The 18223-nt window shown below is 60.1% G+C and carries 16 protein-coding genes; 9 read left to right on the top strand and 7 right to left on the bottom strand.

The window, feature by feature from the left end; all coding sequences use genetic code 11:
* Nucleotides 1–41: 41 nt before the first annotated feature.
* The 4 genes from BT204_RS22420 (at nucleotide 42) to BT204_RS22405 (ending at nucleotide 3843) form a co-directional block, all read left to right on the top strand.
* Nucleotides 42–569, top strand: a complete 528-nt coding sequence (locus BT204_RS22420; protein ID WP_072448325.1) for a cysteine hydrolase family protein — start codon at nucleotides 42–44, stop codon at nucleotides 567–569.
* Between the two features lie 337 nt (nucleotides 570–906).
* Nucleotides 907–1161 carry a DUF6124 family protein gene (locus tag BT204_RS22415; RefSeq protein WP_072448324.1) on the top strand — a complete coding sequence of 85 codons (255 nt, stop codon included), beginning with the start codon at nucleotides 907–909 and terminating at the stop codon, nucleotides 1159–1161.
* Nucleotides 1162–1267: 106 nt separating this feature from the next.
* Entirely contained in the window at nucleotides 1268–2293 is a 1026-nt protein-coding gene (locus tag BT204_RS22410; RefSeq protein ID WP_072448322.1) for a hypothetical protein, read from the top strand.
* A 116-nt stretch (nucleotides 2294–2409) separates the two neighbouring features.
* Nucleotides 2410–3843 carry an ArnT family glycosyltransferase gene (locus tag BT204_RS22405; protein ID WP_072448320.1) on the top strand — a complete coding sequence of 478 codons (1434 nt, stop codon included), beginning with the start codon at nucleotides 2410–2412 and terminating at the stop codon, nucleotides 3841–3843.
* A gap of 15 nt (nucleotides 3844–3858) precedes the next feature.
* Here the strand turns inward: BT204_RS22405 and BT204_RS22400 are convergent, their stop codons facing one another.
* Complete coding sequence (locus BT204_RS22400; RefSeq protein ID WP_014719996.1) at nucleotides 3859–4347, bottom strand: TIGR00645 family protein; 489 nt, start codon at nucleotides 4345–4347, stop codon at nucleotides 3859–3861.
* A gap of 162 nt (nucleotides 4348–4509) precedes the next feature.
* On the opposite strand from BT204_RS22400, the gene BT204_RS22395 reads away from it, so the two are divergent.
* Nucleotides 4510–6333, top strand: a complete 1824-nt coding sequence (locus BT204_RS22395; protein WP_083544081.1) for a hypothetical protein — start codon at nucleotides 4510–4512, stop codon at nucleotides 6331–6333.
* A 59-nt stretch (nucleotides 6334–6392) separates the two neighbouring features.
* Here BT204_RS22395 and BT204_RS22390 read toward each other — a convergent pair whose 3' ends face one another.
* Nucleotides 6393–6710 carry a PA4575 family protein gene (locus tag BT204_RS22390; protein WP_003194269.1) on the bottom strand — a complete coding sequence of 106 codons (318 nt, stop codon included), beginning with the start codon at nucleotides 6708–6710 and terminating at the stop codon, nucleotides 6393–6395.
* Between the two features lie 400 nt (nucleotides 6711–7110).
* A complete protein-coding gene (locus tag BT204_RS22385; protein WP_034126964.1) occupies nucleotides 7111–9549 on the bottom strand; it encodes a Lon protease family protein in 2439 nt (812 codons plus the stop codon).
* 263 nt (nucleotides 9550–9812) lie between these two features.
* Here BT204_RS22385 and BT204_RS22380 point away from each other — a divergent pair, with 263 nt between their 5' ends.
* From BT204_RS22380 to BT204_RS22365, 4 genes are all read left to right on the top strand, one after another.
* Nucleotides 9813–10301: a DUF3015 domain-containing protein gene (locus BT204_RS22380; RefSeq protein WP_003194274.1), complete on the top strand. Its 489-nt coding sequence runs from the start codon at nucleotides 9813–9815 to the stop codon at nucleotides 10299–10301.
* A 92-nt stretch (nucleotides 10302–10393) separates the two neighbouring features.
* Entirely contained in the window at nucleotides 10394–12247 is a 1854-nt protein-coding gene (locus tag BT204_RS22375; RefSeq protein ID WP_072448318.1) for an Lnb N-terminal periplasmic domain-containing protein, read from the top strand.
* A gap of 197 nt (nucleotides 12248–12444) precedes the next feature.
* Nucleotides 12445–12801, top strand: a complete 357-nt coding sequence (locus BT204_RS22370; protein ID WP_072448317.1) for a hypothetical protein — start codon at nucleotides 12445–12447, stop codon at nucleotides 12799–12801.
* Nucleotides 12802–12973: 172 nt separating this feature from the next.
* On the top strand, nucleotides 12974–13471 hold the full coding sequence (locus BT204_RS22365; RefSeq protein WP_072448315.1) for a GreA/GreB family elongation factor: 498 nt from the start codon (nucleotides 12974–12976) through the stop codon (nucleotides 13469–13471).
* Here BT204_RS22365 and gdhA read toward each other — a convergent pair.
* From gdhA to BT204_RS22345, 4 genes are all read right to left on the bottom strand, one after another.
* Nucleotides 13468–14805 (bottom strand): NADP-specific glutamate dehydrogenase, encoded by a 1338-nt coding sequence (gdhA, locus tag BT204_RS22360; protein WP_034126961.1) that lies wholly within the window; start codon nucleotides 14803–14805, stop codon nucleotides 13468–13470. The genes BT204_RS22365 and gdhA overlap by 4 nt on opposite strands.
* 350 nt (nucleotides 14806–15155) lie before the next feature.
* Nucleotides 15156–16046, bottom strand: coding sequence for a phosphoenolpyruvate mutase (gene aepX / locus BT204_RS22355; protein WP_072448313.1), 891 nt, complete (start codon nucleotides 16044–16046; stop codon nucleotides 15156–15158).
* Between the two features lie 48 nt (nucleotides 16047–16094).
* On the bottom strand, nucleotides 16095–16940 hold the full coding sequence (locus BT204_RS22350) for a hypothetical protein (RefSeq protein WP_072448311.1): 846 nt from the start codon (nucleotides 16938–16940) through the stop codon (nucleotides 16095–16097).
* A 24-nt stretch (nucleotides 16941–16964) separates the two neighbouring features.
* Nucleotides 16965–18194: a pyridoxal phosphate-dependent aminotransferase gene (locus tag BT204_RS22345; protein ID WP_072448310.1), complete on the bottom strand. Its 1230-nt coding sequence runs from the start codon at nucleotides 18192–18194 to the stop codon at nucleotides 16965–16967.
* Nucleotides 18195–18223: the final 29 nt, after the last annotated feature.

The following is an 18223-nucleotide window of genomic DNA, read 5'->3' as shown; positions in this document are numbered from 1 at the left end:
TGTGCCTTGTGTCGCTGGTTCACACGCAAGGAGATGCACCCATGTACGCCCTGTTGATACTGGATATCCAAGTCGGACTCATCCACGGCCCGGAAAAACCCTGGCGCTGCGACGAGCTGTTGGAAACCCTCAATACCCTGATGGACAAGGCCCGCAGCGCAGGCGCGCCGATTTTTCTCGCGCGTCATATCGGGCCCGCAGGCTCGCCAATCGAATCGGGCAGCCCGCTTACGCTGATTGCAGAGGAACTGAAGCTGCTGGGTGGGGAAGTGGTGTTCGAAAAGCGTCGGCCTAACGCTTTTGCAATGACTGACCTAGCGGACAATCTGCGCTCCAGCGGCGCCACCGGCGTGGTAGTCACTGGGATGAAAACGCAATACTGCGTCGACAGCACCTGCCGTGCCGCACGTGATCTTGGCTTTGATGCGGTGCTTATCGCCGACGGTCATACCTGTTCTGATACGCCCTTGATGAAAGCCGAGGCTATCGTGGCTCATCACAATGCCACGCTCAACGGGCCGTTCTGCCAGTTGGTTCAGGCTGAGGACTGGAGTTTTTACAGAGCCTGACGGCGGGGAGGTCAACAGGGCCGGGCTTCGGAATTTTCCTGCAAGTTGCCGGGCGATTGATGAACTAGCGCCCCCCAACCAACAAGCCTAGCCTCCCCCTGTCGCTGCAAAATCAGCGACCGGGTTTAGCAGCTCGGTTAATATCAAGGCCTGCAAAGCCACCATCCGTTCGAGCGATGCTTTCAGCATCCGCTGGTTCGTTTTATGGCGGCTGTGCGTGGGGCACTTTCGGGTGCGCCGGGTTCCTTGATTCCTGGTCTGCTAACCCGCGTACGGTCGCCACCCTTTTCGTTTAGCAGCGATGTCTGGCGACTCCATCAATCAAGGAGTTTGAGCCATGAAAAAAAACACCCCCAATCCCCCAACCACCCTCTTCACCCTCGCCGAAAACATCCACCCCGAAACCCTGCTAATCCAAGCCAGCGAAACCCTCGCCTCCCTCAACGCGATGACCACCGACCTGGCTTTCGAACTTGAAGGCGCGCACCGCCACAAGTTGCTGGGCGCCCAACAATTGATCGTTCTGGGTGAGCTACTGGTAGAACGAGTCTTGAACACCCAACCATTCACCAGCCAGACGCCACAGCCCTAAAACACACAAAAGGGCGAGCTGCCTCAGCGTATCTCGCCCGCTGGCATCCCCTCACACTTCCCATTACCCTGACGGCCTTTATCAGACAACCGGAAGTCAGATACCCGTGTTCAAGCCCTTCGCCGTCGTCGCCCTCACCGTCATGCCCTTGCTCGCCACCGCTGCCGAGTTGGCCGGGGTTTGGCAAGGCACCTTGGGCAAATCCGCTATCACCGTCTGTTTCAACGGCGCCGACGGGGAGCATGGCAGTTATTACTACCAGCGCATCCGTACCCCGATTCAACTGACCCAGGCCAACGACAACGCGCCTTGGGTGGAGGAAGGCAACACCGGTTTCTGGGCCCTGCAAAAACCTCAGGGCGATACTCTTTCTGGTGCTTGGAGCAAAACCGACGGCGGTGCGCCGCTGCCACTGGCCCTGCGCCGCATTGGTACGGACGGCTGCGGTAGCGATGCCTATAACGCGCCCATGGAAGCCGCGCCGCTGCCGATCAAGACTGAGAAGAAGACTTTCCACAACCACACCTACCAGCTCAAGACCCAAGGCCCCCGCGTCACGCTCAAGCTGGAGGGCGATGGCCCGGCGGTGCAGAAGATCAACCAGCAACTCGCCGCGTTGGCCGTCAATGACGAAGATCTAACCGACTATTTTTATGAGCGGCGTGAATACCTGGGTCGAAACGGCTCGGTCTATACCAGTGAGATCGAGGTTGAGCCTGCCTATTGGTCATCGCAATTTCTCACCGTGCGGTTCTACCGCTGGGCCGCAGGCCAAGGCGCCATGGGCATCAGTTGGGGCCTGCACTCCTGGAACTTGCAAACCGGCGAGAGTGTGGACCCATGGACCTGGCTCGGCGGCCATCAGCAATGGCATGACGCCTATTCCGGCCATTTGAAGCTGCCGGCCGCCTTCAGCACTTGGCTGGCCAAGCAAACCACCACCGACGAGGGCTGCCCCGCGATTACCGATTACTCCAATTTTCACCTGAGCTTCAACACCCAGGGCCTGCAACTCTCGACACCGGCCAATGGTGACGGTTGCGACAACGACTTGGCCTTCACCTGGGAGCAGTTGGAGCCGGTGCTGACCGCACAAGGCAAAGCGGCAGTGCCCAGCTTGAAACTGCCTTGACGCGCCGGAGAAAAACCCCACGGCCGTTCACCAAAGGTTAAGAATCGCGCTCGTATACTCCCTGACTACCCATGACCGGTCGCCCGATCGGTCTCATGCCTCGGTAGCCAGACTCCATGACGCGCCCCGCTCCCCTGCTGCTCTTGCTTGCTGCTCTGTTGTTCTTCTTCGCCCTCGGCAACCATGAGTTGCAAGGCTCTACCGAAGCCCGGGTCTCCGGGATCGCCATGGCGATGCACCTGGACAATGACTGGGTGGTGCCGCGCCTGTTTCGTGAACCCTTCTTGGAAAAACCGCCCCTGAGCCTATGGCTGGATGCCGGGGCGATTCGCCTGTTTGGCGCCAGCACCGGGGCGGTGCGCTTGGCGTCGGCGTTTGCCGGGTTGTTCAGTGTGATGCTGTTGTACGGGATGTTGCGTCGGTTCGGGCGGCCGCAGACGCTGGCGTTCAGCGCTGCGCTGATCCTGGCGACCATGGCCAGTTATTGGGGCAATGTGCGGGGGGTGGGTGAGGATTCGTTGCTCAGCCTCGGTGTCACGGCTGCCCTGCTGGGGTTTTACCAGGCTGTGCGGCCTGAGCGTGAAGGTTCAAGTACTTGGGCCTGGGCGTTGTTTACCGCCGGGATGGTCATCGCTACGTTGAGCAAGGGTGTGTTGGGCCTGGCGATGCCGGGCATTGTGATTTTCGTGTACCTGTTCAGCACCAGCCTAATGGATAAGCGCCTGCGGCTGAGCGATTGGCTCAAGCCGGCGCTGTTCACGTTGTTGGCCTTGGTGCCGTTGCTGATCTGGCTGGGGTTTCTGTTTCAGCGCGGTGGGATGCAGGCGGTGGGTGAGGTGTTATGGACCAATAGCGTCGGGCGCTTCAGTGGTTCGTTCGTCGAGGCCGGGCATTACGAACCTTTCTACTATTACCTCGCGAAACTGCCCGAGGCCTTCCTGCCCTGGAACATCCTGGTGTACTTGGGCCTGTGGCACTTCCGCAAAAGCCTGGTGCGCAACCGCTATCGGTTGTTTTTCAGTGTGTGGCTGGTGGCGCAGTTCACCCTGTTGACCCTGGCTTCCAGCAAACGCACGGTGTACTTGATGGCGCTGACGCCAGCTGCCGCTGTACTGGCTGCCGAGTATGCGCGGGTGTTGCTGGAGTGGGCCAAGGACCATAAGCCGGGGCTGTACCGCTATCACCGGCAGATCATCGGCGGGGTTTTCAGCCTGGCGATCGCCTGCTACCTGAGCGCGGCGTTCTGGTTTGCACCCAAAGCCGATGTGCGCCATTCATTCGTGCCGGTGATCAGCCAGATCCAGACCCTGCAAGACGAAGGCAGGACGGTGGCCATGTACCAACCCAACGAGCGCATCGACGGCGCCAGCGTGTTCTACCTGCAGGCCTACTTGCCGATCCTGAACACCGAAGCCGAACTGCGCGCCTTCCTCAGCGCCAAGCCCGGCAACGTTGCGCTGACGGACCACACTGACCGGCTAAAAGAGCCGGTTACGGTGATCAAGCAAATGGCAGTCAACCGCCAGCCTTATTACTTCGTGGAGCAGTAAGGCCAGCGCGGGGTATCAATGCTTGGTGAGTTTGTCCAGGTAGCCCATGGCGAACGCCGAGACCACGAAGGTCATGTGGATGATCACGTACCACATCAGGTGCTGTGGATCGACGTTCTTGGCGTCCATGAAGATGCGCAGCAGGTGGATGGAGGAAATCGCCACGATGGAGGCCGCAACTTTCATCTTCAGCGACGACGAGTCCATGGTACCCAGCCAGTTGAGCTTTTCCTTGTTTTCGTCGATATCCAGCTGCGACACGAAGTTCTCGTAACCGGAAATCATCACCATCACCAGCAAGCCGCCCACCAGGGCCATGTCGATCAACGACAGCAGCAGCAGGATCACTTCGGCTTCCAACATGGTGAAGATGTTGGGAATCACGTGAATGATTTCCTGGAAGAATTTCAACGCCAGGACCAGCAGGCCCAAGGACAGCCCCAGGTAGATCGGCGCCAGCAGCCAACGCGAGGCGTACATTGTATTTTCGATAAAGCGTTCCATTGAATCTCACACAGCTTGGCTAAAAATGGCGCCGAGTATACCAGCCGCTACCCGGCCCCTGTCACCGCGAGAAAACTGACCCAAGTGGCATCTGTAAGAGAATTTTTCTGCTAGTGTCGAGGCCATTCACTCGGCTCGATGATGTCGGACAGGAAAACTCAGATGATGGATGTGCGATCCCCTTTGGCCACTTTCGGCCTGTGCGCGGCGTTGCTGATGGCCAGCGGCTGCTCCCCCAAAGAAGAGCAGAAGCAGGCGACCCTCGAAGAGAAAACCACAAAGTTCGAACAGTCTCTGGACAGCATCCAGGATCCCAAGCTGCGCGATGCCATCGCCGACCTGGGCGGCTCGCTGCTGTTGCTGGAGCGCGCGCGCGTCAAGCTCGCCAGCAAGCCCATCGAAGCCGAATACGGCGAAGACAGCCTGGCCCTGCTCAAGCATTACCCTACGCCCCAAGCGCTGGTGGACAGCTACATCAATGGCCTGTTCGTGCTGCGCAAAACCTCGCACTCCGACTACCTGACGGATTTGCAGCCGGTCTTCCCGTTCAACTTCAACGCGCCGGACCAGTTCCCCTTCCCCCATGGCCTGGAATGGCAGTCGGTCACCCTGAGCAACAATAAAGTCATTCCCTTCCAACCGGAATGGTCAGAAACCGACCCCGGCATTCAACTGAGCCCCAGCAGCTCCAACCTGACCAACCCCGACGACCTGACGGTGACCTACCCGTTTATCGAAGGCATCGAGACGGAAAACAAGAGCCAGCCACAACCCATCAGCCTCAAGGGCGCGGTGGAGGTGGTCACCCCGGGCAAGGTGCTGACGTTCGACCTGACCAAACAAGACGTGGGCCATAAACGCACCGACGGCAACATCACCCTCAACCTGCTGACGCTGGAAAAGAACTACGCCGAGATCGAATTGACCAACAGCCAGCCCCTGGCCGCCGAAGTGGGCGATGCGTCACCCAATCCGCTGCTGGTGCAGGCACGGGACAGCACCGGGCAGTTTCTGACCCGCTCAGGCTCGATCAACGAGAGTGCCGCGCAAGTGGCGTTCTATGAAAAACAACTGGCCGAGATGCAAAAACAGACCGCGTGGTCCGATGCCTTCGATAAACAGCTCACCGACGCGCAAAAAGCCTTCGAGCGCCAGCAGACCAGCCATTACGCCAAGGTGTATTTCAACGGGCTGATCGATAACCTGCAGGTGAATGTGCTGGATTTCTCCAAGGCCACGGTCACCCGTAAAGACCTGGACCTGCCGGTGATGCGCTTTGACAGGAACAGCCTGCAAAACACCGTGCAGCCCCTGCCAATGCCGGTCACGGTGTATGACGACGGCGCCGCCAGTTGGCTCAAAGATGCCTCGATGACGGAGGACCAACTGAAAAACAGCGTCACCATCAGCCAATCGACCGAAGACGCCAGCGCCGCAAAAATCGTGTTCGACCACCCGTTCACCTTCAATGACGACCTGGTCGGTGCCGAGCGCAACAACAGTGACGCGCCTATCACCTTTTTCACCGCCGATGACAAGGGCGAGCGCGGCGAGCCTATCGAGCTGCCGACCGAGGCTTTCGAGCTGAACGCAGTCAGCGGCACGCTCACCTACGACCTCAACCTGTTCCCGGAAACCCCGGCGTTTGTGGTGGGCTCGGTACCGTTGTTTCTGGCCACCATCGAGAAGGCCACGATTGACGCAGCCAAGCTGCCCAAGGGCCTGTCGCTCAAGGACAACGCGCTGATCGTCGACCAGAAGGACTTCCCCGCCGACAGTTGGCGCTTCTATGCCAAGGATGCCAGCGGCAATTACCTCAAGGAGATTCTCGGTGTCAGCCACCGCGCCGAGGAATACGGCACGGCGATGTTTGACGTGCATTACTTCTACGGCCAGCCGACCACGCTGGAAAGTTACCAGCGCACCGACCTCAGCACCGTGCAGTACGGCTTTGAGGTGAAGCTGGACAAGCCTGAGAGCAAATAGCCCTGGGTGGACGCGGAGCGTCCGGGGCGGCGTTACCACGCGGAGCGTGGGAACGATCCTCAGAGGGCTAGTCGCTCCTGGCCGCCATTGAGTTGGCGCAGATGAGCCTGCAGGTGCAGGCACCATATCTGCGGCTCGTCCATTTGCTCGTAGCCGTGCAAGGTCAGGCTATCAACGATGGTGCCCAGCATGCGTTCTGCCACGAAGGGCCCATGGAACGGGCCCTGGGATTTGACAGTGGAAGGCTGCTCGCCCGACATGCCGGCGGCAAACAACAGCGTCCACATCCCGTTATCCCCGGCGAGAGGGCGAATGGAGCATTCGATACGGGTGACCAGGCCCAGGCACTGGCGAGTAAGGCAAAGGTTGCGCGACATGGCGGCGCCCCTCGGTAGATCGGTGTTCAGCCCCAGCGCAAGGCGAGGCTGTTTCTATCCTGCGACTCCTGTGGATATCCCTGACTCTGAGAATAGAATAAAAACGCGACAAACCAAGGTTGTAGGGACCAACGGGCGTTGGTCCCTGAGGGTGGAGTCAATTTTGTGGCACGCTAAACATTCCCAAAAACACCACGGACCACTGTGGGAGCTGGCTTAAGCGGTCATCGCCTTCTGTAGGAGCGAGCTTGCTCGCGAAAAACGGCAACGATAACGCGTGTTTGCTGAATGAACGCGGCGCCTGAAAGTTTTTCGCGAGCAAGCTCGCTCCTACAAAAAAGTCTTAACTGACTGGCCTTAAGGCAAGCCAGCTCCCACCTTGACCGAGTGATGACAGCAATCAGGTTGGCTTGGCTTCCGCCAACGCCTGCTGCGCCAGCTCCTTCTCCGCCTCCTTCAAATCCTCATCACTGATCATCTCGGCAATCGCCCGCAAGCGCTCCACCACCCGCGCATTCACGGTGCCTTCCGGGAACTGCCCCTCGGCGTCCGGCTCACCGGCATCCTCGCCCACCAGCAGGCTCAAGGCCTCATCCGCCTGGCGCACCGCATAGATATGGAATTGCCCGGCACGCACGGCCTGCAACACCTTCTCGTCGAGCATCAGCGTGGCCACGTTGGCCTGAGGGATGATCGCCCCCTGCTCACCGGTCAGCCCGCGAGCTTCGCAAAGGCGGAAGAAGCCTTCGATCTTCTCGTTGACCCCGCCCACCGCCTGCACTTCACCAAACTGGTTGATCGAGCCGGTAATGGCAAAACATTGCTTGAGCGGCGTCTTCGACAAGGCCGAGATCAAGGTGCACGCCTCGCCCAAGGACGCACTGTCGCCGTCCACATACCCGTAGGACTGCTCCAGGGCAATACTGGCGGAGATGGCCAACGGGAATTCCTGGGCATAGCGGCTGCCCAGGTAACCAGTGAGGATCATCACGCCCTTGGAGTGAATCGGCTGGCCGAGGTTAACTTCGCGTTCGATGTCGACAATACCGCTACCGCCCGGGTATACCGTGGCGGAAATCCGCGCCGGCACGCCGAATGCCGAGTCGCCGACCTCCAGCACCGTCAAGCCGTTGCACTTGCCCACAGCGGCACCGGCGGTATCGATCAGGATGACGCCGGCGAGCATGTCGTCGAGAATCCGCGCCGACACGCGGCCGGTGCGCGTGGCCTTGGCCTTGAGGGCGCGCTCGATATGCCCGGCATCGGTCATTTCGTCGCCGGCCAGGTGGCGAATAAAGTCCGCCTCGCTCACCAGCTGGAACAAATCACCAATACGCGCCGACAAACGCCCCTGATGTTCGGCCAGGCGTGCGCTGTAGGTCGCCAGGCGCGCCACCGCGTCCGAAGTCAGCGGCGCCATGCCTTCTTCCGAAGTACGGGTTTTGAGCAACTGGGCGAACTGCTCCAGGCTCTCGTCGACCATGGGGATGTCTTCGTCGAAGTCCACCAGTACGCGGAACATCTCCTGGAAGTCCGGGTCGGCGTCCTGCAAGGCGTAATACAACTGGCGCGAGCCGATGATGATCACCTTGACCTGCAAGGGAATCATCTGCGGGTTGAGTGTCACGGTGGCCAGGCGGCCGAGTTCGCCCAAAGGCGATTCCATCTTCAGCTTGCGCGATTGCAGGGAACGCTTGAGCGCATCCCACACAAACGGCTCGCTGAGCATTTTTTCGGCTTCCAGGATCAAAAAACCGCCGTTGGCGCGGTGCAACGCGCCGGGACGCAACTGGCGATAGGTGGTGTAGAGCGCGCCCTGGTCGGTGCTGTATTCGATACGGCCGAACAGGTTGTCGTAGGTCGGGTGCGGTTCAAACACCACCGGCGCGCCACCGTTGACCGAGTGGCCCACCACCAGGCTCGGGCAGTATTGCTCTTCGAGCAGCTTGCGCGCCTGGGCGTCGGTCTTGGCGTCGTCCACCAACTGCTCGACCACGGTTTTGAGCAGGTACACCTGCATGGCCTGCAGGTAGCCACAGACGCCGGCATTTTCTGCGTATTTTTCCGACAAGGGCGCCAGCAAAGGCTGCAGGGCCAGGGTGATGGTTTCTTCGTTGAACTGGCGCAGCTGGTTGTTGGACTCACGCTTCCACTGCGGCAGGCTGGCCAGTTCTTCGTTGAGGCGTTCTTCCAGCTCGGAGATATCGGTGTGGAAGCGCTCGCGATCGGCCTCCGGCAGTTGCGAAAACTCGGCTTCGTCCAGCGCCTTGCCGTCGAGCATCGGCGTAAAGGCGATATTGGAGCTGTCGCGGTACAGCGCCACGTCTTTTTCCAGGGCCAGGCGCTCGATCACGTCCAGCGCTTTGTCGTAGCGCTGGTTGAACGCCCGGTCGATGGCGCTTTTACGCTGTTGATAAGTCGGGTGCTCGAACACCGCCGGGAAGGTGGCGACCAGGTTATCGACCAGGCCGTTGATATCGGCAATAAACGCCGCGGCGGCGCCACCTGGCAATTCCAGGGCGCGGGGCTCGCGGGGCTCATCGAAATTATTCACATAAACCCAGTCCGCCGGGGTTTGCAGGCGCTTGCCTTCGGCTTTCAGGTAGCGTTTGACGAACGAAAAGCGGCCGGTGCCCGGCTCGCCCATGACAAACACGTTGTAACCGGGGCGTGGCATGGCCACGCCGAACTGCAAGGCTTCAACCGCACGTTCCTGGCCAAGCACACCGCGAAAGGGCTCCAAATCATTGGTGGTCGAGAAGCTGAACTGTTCAGCGGAGAAAGGGCGAGTCAGCGCTTCGGGCGCTAGACGCAAGCTGGCAGCAACAGGATCAGGCATCGGGCTTCCTTACATCAGGCGGGGCAGATGGGGCATTCTGGCTCCCGGTTGAGCGCTCTGGCAAGGCGCGCTTTCGGGAAAGCATAGCCATCGCATGCGTCCTGCAAAAAAATCGCCCGCCACTGAATGTTTATAAAAAAACACGGAACCCTGGGAACGTGCCTAAACTCCAAACTGCGCGGGTTGGACTAATAACTGGCCCCTAGGGTGCGTTGAGCACCTGAACCCTTGTCCATTGGTTTGCACACAAAGAGAACAAAGCTATGAAACGGATCCTTCTTGGTACTCTCTTCACCGTCGTCTCCCTCAATGCAATGGCAGAAGCACCAGGTGGCCCGAACTGCGGTTGGGGCAACATGTTGTTCGAAGGCCAGCGCGGTACTCCGGCCCACTTCCTCGCCTCCACCACCAACGGTACTTCGGGTAACGCCACCTTCGGCATGACCTCGGGCACCAACGGTTGCAGCACCAACAGCGCCCTGACCTACGGCGGCAAGTCCTGGATTGCCATGAATGGCATGATGAACGAGCTGTCCGAAGACATGGCCAAAGGCAACGGCGAAGCGCTGACCACCTACGCGGTGGTACTGGGTGTTGCGCCGGAAGATCGCGATCACTTCGCGGCCGTGACCCACGAGCACTTCCAGCAGATCTTCAGCAAGGCTGACGTGACCGCTGACGACGTGCACAACAACACCATTGCTGTACTGAAAAGCGATGCCCGTCTGGCGAAATACGCAACCCAGGCTTAAGCTCGACCTGCCCGCGCCTTTCGAGGCGCGGGTTTTATTTTTTCGACCCGCCCACCTTGGGTCTTTTTTTCCGTCCGACTTAAGTAGCCCCCATGCTCAAACGCCTCGCTTGCCTGGCTCTCTTCGCCTGCGCCCCGCTGCATGCGGCACCGCATCTCGACGATCAACGTTTGCAGCAACTGGCCAATGATCCGTTCTGGCTGTCGCTGGGGCACTACGAAGCCGGCAAAGTCAGTGGCTGGCGCAGCTACGTCAGCGACAAGAAATTCTTCCTCGCTCCCGATGGCGCACACCATCCGGACGCCGAACTCAAGGCGACCGTTGATGCGCTGTATGCACCGGCCAGCCTGGGTGAAAAGCACGCCCAGTGCGTTTACCCCGCCCGTACACGCTGGCTCAAGGCGCAGTTGCAACTGAACGACCTGCCCGCCCTGGAGTGCAAAGAGTTCACCCAATGGTTCAAGGACGTCGCGCCCCATAGCGCAGTGATGATCTTCCCGGCGGCCTACCTCAACAGCCCGTCGTCGATGTTCGGCCACACCCTGCTGCGCATCGACCAGGCCGACGTGCAAAGCAACAACACCGCGCTGCTCAGCTATGCGATCAACTTCGGCGCCTATATCGAAGGCTCCGACAACAGCATCCTCTATGCCTGGAAGGGCCTGATGGGCGGTTATCCGGGCCTGTTCGCCCTGGTGCCCTATCAGGAGAAACTCTCGGAATACCGCAGCCTCGAAAACCGCGATTTGTGGGAATACCGCTTGAATCTCACCGAGGTCGAGACCAAGCGTATGGTCGAGCACGTGTGGGAGCTCAAGCAGATCCAGTTCGATTACTTCTTCTTCGACGAAAACTGCTCCTACCGCCTGCTCGAACTGCTGCAAGTGGCCCGCCCTGGCCTGCGCTTGACTGAGCAATTCCCACTCACCGCGATCCCTACCGATACCGTCAAAGCGGTAAAAGATGCAGGCCTAGTGGAAAAGATCGACTATCGCCCCTCCCGTGAACGTGAACTGCTGGAACGCGCCAAGCCACTCGATAGCGATGAGCAACAGTGGGTGCTGAAAATCAGCGACGACCAAAAGCAACTGCAGGAACCGGCATTCAAAGCACTGCCCCGCGAGCGCCAGGCACTGATCGTGGACGCCGCTTACCGCCTGGGCCGCTACCGCGCCAATGGCCTGGAGCGCGACGCGACACGCTCCCAGCGCAGCTTCGAACTGCTGCGTGCGATCAACCAGAACCCGGCGCCAGACCTGAAGATCACCCCGCCTGGCCTGCCGGAAAATGGCCATGAGTCGCGCACCTGGCAAGCCGGCATCGGCACCCGCGGCGACAAAGCCTTCGGTGAATATGGCCTGCGCATGGCCTATCACGACCTCAACGACAACGCCGAAGGCTTCCCCTTGGGCGCGCAGATCGAAATCCTGCAAATGAAACTGCGCCAGTACGAGGGCAATCACTGGCAGCTCCAGCAACTGGACCTTGCCACCATCCGCTCGCTGACGCCGCGCAATGCGCTGCTGCAACCCTGGTCGTGGCAAGTCACCGGCGGCCTGGAACGCGTACCGGGCAAACACGACGACGAAACCCTGGTGGCCCACGTCAACGGCGGCGCCGGTGGCACCTGGCAACTCTCCGACGACATGCTCGGCTTCGCCCTCGGCACCGTGCGCGTGGAGCACAACAACGACTTCAGCGAAGCCATCTCCCCGGCCGCCGGGTTCAACACCGGCGTGCTGTGGAAAAACCCGTTGGGCAACCTGAGCCTGGAAGCCAAGGGCGATTTCTTCACCAACGGCGAAGTGCGGCGCAGCATCAGCCTCAACCAGCAATGGGAACTGTCACGCAACCTGGGCCTGCGCCTGAGTGCCCAGCGTGAGTACAGCCACCTGTCCACGCCAGTGAATGAAGTGATGCTTGAGCTGAAGTGGTACCACTACTGATTAATGAGTGCGGGCTTGCTCGCGATATACGGTATATCAGCCAAGGTTCAAGTGACTGACGCACCGCCATCGCAGGCAAGCCAGCTCCCACAGGTTTTATACTCGGCCCACAACTTTCTGACCTGCCTTTCACACCGCCCCAACAAATCCCCTTCTAGACTTCCCTTATCAGCCGTAAAACGGCCAGGGAGTACGCCATGTGGCGGTATGCGGTCATGCTGTGCGCGGTGGTGGGGTTGTCGGGTTGCCAGTCAACCCATCAGGAATTGCTGGCCAAAGGTTACCCACCCGCCTTCGCCGATGGCTTCGACGACGGTTGCAGCAGCGGTCGCCAGGCCGCTGGGGTGATTACCGGGGCGTTTCGCAAGAATGTGCCGCGCTACCTCAAAGACCGGCCATACGCCGAAGGTTGGGAAGATGGGTTTCGTCAGTGCAAGGCCATGCGCGAAAGCCAGGAAATGCGCGATTACGAGGAAAACCGCAGGGACGACCGCGAACACGATTGGCAGCAGGAAAAAGATCGTGACGCCGCCAAAGCCTATCGCTCACGCTGATCGTTCCCACGCTCCGCGTGGGAATGCCGCCCTGGACGCTCCGCGTCCGCTCGCGAGGTCGTGACGCGGAGCGTCACAGGATGCATTCCCACGCGGAGCGTGGGAACGATCAGCGCCGGTGGGAACGATCAGGCAGCGAACGTGGCCCAACCTTCATAGGAAGGAGAACGCCATGAGCCGAGCTTTTGTAAATGAAGATAACGCGGCGGCCCAGGCTGATCAGCCGGTGGAGCGTCAGGTCAGCGCGCAACCTAACCGCCTGACCGCGCAAGGGTTGGCGCAATTGCAGGCCAGGGTGGCACAGTTGCAAGGGGAGCACAGCGACGAAACCGCCAAGGGCGAACAGGCTGATAAACAGCGTCAGGCTGACCTTGAGCGGGACCTGCGTTACTTCAACCAGCGGGTGCAGAGCGCCCAGGTAGTCGCGCCGGCCACGTCCACCGACAAGGTGCAGATCGGCAGTTGGGTCACGTTCGCCAACGAGCAGGACGAACAGCAGCGCATCCAGTTAGTCGGGGAAGACCAGGCCGATGCCAACGCAGGCTTGATCAACTGGGGCTCGCCCCTGGGCCGTGCCTTGTTGGGCGCCCAGGTGGGCGACGAGGTGCTGTGGCAGCGCCCCGTCGGCGAGCAGTTGATCGAAGTGCTGCGCATCGAACCCGAGGCCTAGACGATACCCTGGGCCAGCATCGCGTCAGCCACTTTCACGAAGCCCGCGATGTTCGCGCCCTTGACGTAGTTGATACGGCCGTTTTCTTCACCGTAATGCACGCAGGCATGGTGGATCGACTGCATGATGTTGTGCAGCTTGCTGTCCACTTCCCCGGCGGTCCACAGCAGGCGCATGGCGTTTTGCGACATTTCCAGGCCGCTCACCGCCACGCCCCCCGCGTTGGACGCCTTGCCCGGCGCAAACAGGATGCCCGCGTCGATGAAGATATCCACAGCCTCCAACGTGGTCGGCATGTTCGCGCCTTCGGCCACGCAGAGGCAGCCGTTGCGCAGCAAGGTGCGCGCAGCGTCGGCATCAAGTTCGTTCTGGGTGGCGCAGGGCAGCGCGATATCGCAGGCCAGTTCCCAAGGCGCCTGGCCTTTGCGGAACTCCAGGCCGAAACGTGTGGCCAGTTCACTGATACGCCCGCGCTGTACGTTTTTCAGCTCCAGCAGCGCCGACCATTGTTCTTCGGTCAAGCCGCTTTCGGCGTACAGGGTGCCTTCGGAGTCCGACAGGGAAATCACCTTGCCGCCCAGGTCCATGACCTTGCGCGCCGCGTATTGCGCCACGTTACCGGAGCCGGACACCGCCACACGCTTGCCTTCGACGCGCTGGCCTTGGCGCTTGAGCATTTCCTCGGCGAAATACACACAGCCGAAACCTGTGGCTTCAGGGCGGATCAGGCTACCGCCATAGGTCATGCCCTTGCCGGTCAGCACTGAGGTGAATTGATTGCTCAGGCGTTTGTACTGGCCGAACAGGAAGCCGATTTCCCGTGCGCCCACGCCGATATCACCGGCCGGTACGTCCACGTCCGCACCGATATGGCGGTACAGCTCGCTCATGAATGCCTGGCAGAAGCGCATCACTTCGGCGTCGCTCTTGCCCTTGGGGTCGAAGTCCGAGCCGCCTTTGCCGCCGCCCATGGGCAGCGAGGTCAGAGAGTTCTTGAAGGTCTGTTCGAAGGCGAGGAATTTCAGCACACCCAGGTTGACTGAGGGGTGAAAGCGCAAACCGCCTTTGTAGGGCCCAATGGCGCTGTTCATCTGGATACGGAAACCGCGATTGACCTGGACCTTGCCATGGTCATCCACCCACGACACTCGGAACGTGATCGCGCGTTCCGGCTCGCAGATGCGCTCCAGGATGCCCGAGGTCAGATAGTGCGGGTTGGCTTCAAGAAAGGGCCACAGGCTGCGCAAAACTTCTTCTACAGCCTGGTGGAATTCCGGTTGGTCCGGGTCGCGTTTCTTGAGGCGGGCAAGGAAGGAATCGACGGATTCGGTCATGAACAGTCTCGGCAAATTGATTGTTGTTAAACAGAGAATGAGCCGGACTTTATCAATTCGTTTCGCACCGCGACAGGGCAAAATGTCGCTTTTGTGAAATTAAATGGTGCAATAAGTATAAATAACCCGCGCTTTCTGCCCTTAAATGGGGATTTCACTCTGAATTTCGCACCAACAGGTAGGCCGCCATCGCAGGCAAGCCAGCTCCCACATGACCGGTGTACTCCATCCAATGTGGGAGCTGGCTTGCCTGCGATAGCGGTGGTGCAGTAACAGAGGCAGCGACTGACCCACCGCTTTCGCGAGCAAGCCCGCTCCCACAGCATTTGCCCACAGCCTGGCGCAGGGCGCTAGCGCGTGCCCGGCACCAGGTCGAGTATCTCGTCAATGCCCAGGCAACGTGGCTCCAGTTCCAGCGTCCTGCCATTGGCGAGGATTCCGACGGCGGTATCGCGCATGGCCAGGTAGGCACTGCGCAACATGTGATTGGCATAAATCACCGCGTTGAAACCTGCTCGCTCCAGCACCTCGAACTTCAGGTGAACATAGCTGGTCGGCACGCAAATCAGCGGTACCCTGGGCCGCTGCAGGCGAAACTGCCGGGCGAATTCCAGGATTTCCAGGCCATCCTGCTTGCGGCTGTGGATCATGATGCCATCCGCCCCCGCCTCGACATACGCCAGGCATCGCGCCATCGCCTCTTCCATGCCGCGATTCAGAATCAAGCTTTCACACCGGGCAATCATCATCAGCCCTGAGCCGGTGCGACTCGTGCACCCGGCCTGGAGCTTGGCGCAAAAGGCCTCGATGGACTCCTGCGCCTGGTCGACCTCGATGCCCAAGAGTGAGTTCTTCTTCAGGCCGCATTTGTCTTCGATCACCACCGCCGAGACGCCCGCACGCTCCAGCATCTTGATATGAATCGCGAAATGTTCGGCCTTGCCGCCGGTATCGGCATCGAAGATCAGCGGCAGCGAGCACACGTCGAATATTTCGCGAATCCCCGGCAATCGGTTACTGGGCGAAAGAATTTCGATGTCGGGTAACCCGCGCTGGGTCGAGTCGGTCAGCGAACTCGACCAGATGGCATCGTACCCCACCGTATGCCCTGGGCTGATCTCCAGCCTGGCGCGCTGCGCGAGCAACGCCGATATCGGGCTATGGGCTTCGAGTACACGCAGGCAACGGTTGCTATCCAACAGCGCCGACAGAGGGCGTCGGCGCGCTTCGGTATCCATCATAGGGTTCAGGCTCCTTATCAGCGGCACAACAAGGGTTATCGAACAGCCTCAATCCCATGCGGGCTGTTCGCACTTGAGCACCGACGCCATCTTTTGCAGATGTTCGCAGGCCCTGGCCACGTACTCCCTGGAGAGCCGTGCGATACGCGCGTAATCCACGGCCTGCCCGGTGGCGCTGGCATACAGCCGCAACGCCTCAGCGGCATGCTTGAAGTGGCGTGCTTCCACGCTGCCGCAATGCACACTGAGAAAACTCGCGACGCGGCTGGCCTCACCGGCGCTATAGCCCCGTACATCGCGCAACCACTGTTTCCATAGCGGGGTCATCAGGTTGTATTCGCCAGTATTGAACAACTCCGTCATGGCCATCATTTCCAGCGCTTCGATGAGCAGCGGCGCCAGCGGGCGCTTTTCCCCCACCCAACCGGAGAACTCCTTGGTAATCGGGTTGAGGAATTTGTCTTGCAGGCGCCATTCATCGGAGCCGCAGATGGCCGAAGCCATGCGGTAATACAGCTTGGAATGGTGCGGATGCCCATGCATTTCACCCAGCCCGATGTCCTCGACAATGATCTCCCCACAATGGGCCGCCGCCTCGAGCATTTTCAACCGGGCGTCATCCGTCAACGATGCCGACTCCTGGAGGATGCGCACGATGATGCTCGATACGGCATGGGCGGCGCCGTCCGGGCTACGCCAGCCACAGAAGAACGTACACAGTGACGACTCGCTCCAATTACTGGAGGTCATGTCGACATAGGTCTCGCAGTACGTGTCCAGCGCGTCGGTTTGACTGTTGAAACCGCTGAGCAGGGCCTGGGCCAGATGTCCGTCCTCGACATCCACCAGCGCCTGGTTCACGTACCCGATAAATTGGCGGCTCAGATTTTCCACGGCTCATATCCTTTTAAGGTGGGGTTAATGCGCAACGATTTCTGACATGAAACGAGCGAAGCGTGTGAGGCCCTCAATCAGCGCTTCACGCTCAACGGCGTAGGAGATACGGATGCTGTTGCCGTCACCACAGCCAGAGCCTGGCACTACCGCAATATGGGCCTCGGTCAATAACAGATCGGCCAAGTGGTCGACGTCACGAATAACGGTGCCCAGGTAGCGCCCCCCCAACTTGCGGGACACATCGATAAACAGATAGAACGCCCCTTCCGGCGGGGCGCACCGAATGCCGTCGACATGCCCCAGGCAAGTGCAGGCCGCGAGCAATTGCTGGTCGAGGAAGGCATTGACCTGGCGGGTAAAGTGCGGCACGTCCGCCATCAGGCTGCCGAGCGCGGCATATTGGGACAGGCTGCTGGGGTTGGACGTCGTATGCCCTTGCAGGTTGTGCATGGCGGCGATGACTGGGGCGGGCGCACACGCATACCCTACCCGCCAGCCGGTGACCGCGTGGCTCTTGGAAAACGAATCGACCAGTACCGTCTGATGTTTGAGCGGCGCAAACAGCGACACGATGTTGTGATGTTCATGGGGCGCGCGCACCAGTTTGCGGTAACACTCGTCGAACACTACCCAAAGCCTGTGTGCGAAGGCGAGCCGGGCAATACCCAGCAGTTCTTCGCGCTGATAAACCGTGCCCGTCGGATTGTTCGGGGTGTTGATCACAATCATCCGGGTACGCGGGGTCAGGGCCTTCTGGACCGCTGCGCAGGTGAGGCGATAGTCATCCGCAGCCGTGTCGACATAGACGGGAACGCCACCGGCCAGTTGGATCTGGGTGGGGAAGGTTTCCCAGTACGGCACCGCGACGATGACTTCATCCCCCGGATTGAGCAGCACCATTGCAGCGTTATACAGCGCCTGCTTGGCACCCGCGGTCACCGCTATTTCATCGGCGGCGTAATTCACCCCGCAGCGCTGAGTGACCTGCTGCGCCAGCGCGTGGCGTAGCTGGGGCAGGCCGATGGGCGGCGTATAGCGGTTGCGGGCAGTGGCGAGCGCATCGGCCGCGGCGGCTTTCATGACCGGGCAGGCATCGAAGGACAATTCGCCCGCGGCAAAGTTGACCACGTTGACGCCGGCTTCTTTCAAGGCATTGGCTTTACTGCGCATGTTGGACGTGCCGGGTGCGCTGAGACGTTGCGCACGCTGGGACAACGGCAATGACACGGCAGAGGGTTCACTATTATTCATTGTTATACCTGCCAGAACACGCTGAAAAA

The sequence above is a fragment of the Pseudomonas sp. NFPP02 genome, from assembly GCF_900119355.1.
Taxonomy (GTDB): Bacteria; Pseudomonadota; Gammaproteobacteria; order Pseudomonadales; family Pseudomonadaceae; genus Aquipseudomonas; species Aquipseudomonas paracarnis.
Note: the sequence above shows the minus strand (reverse complement) of the source record. Positions and strands in the feature narration are given on the sequence as shown.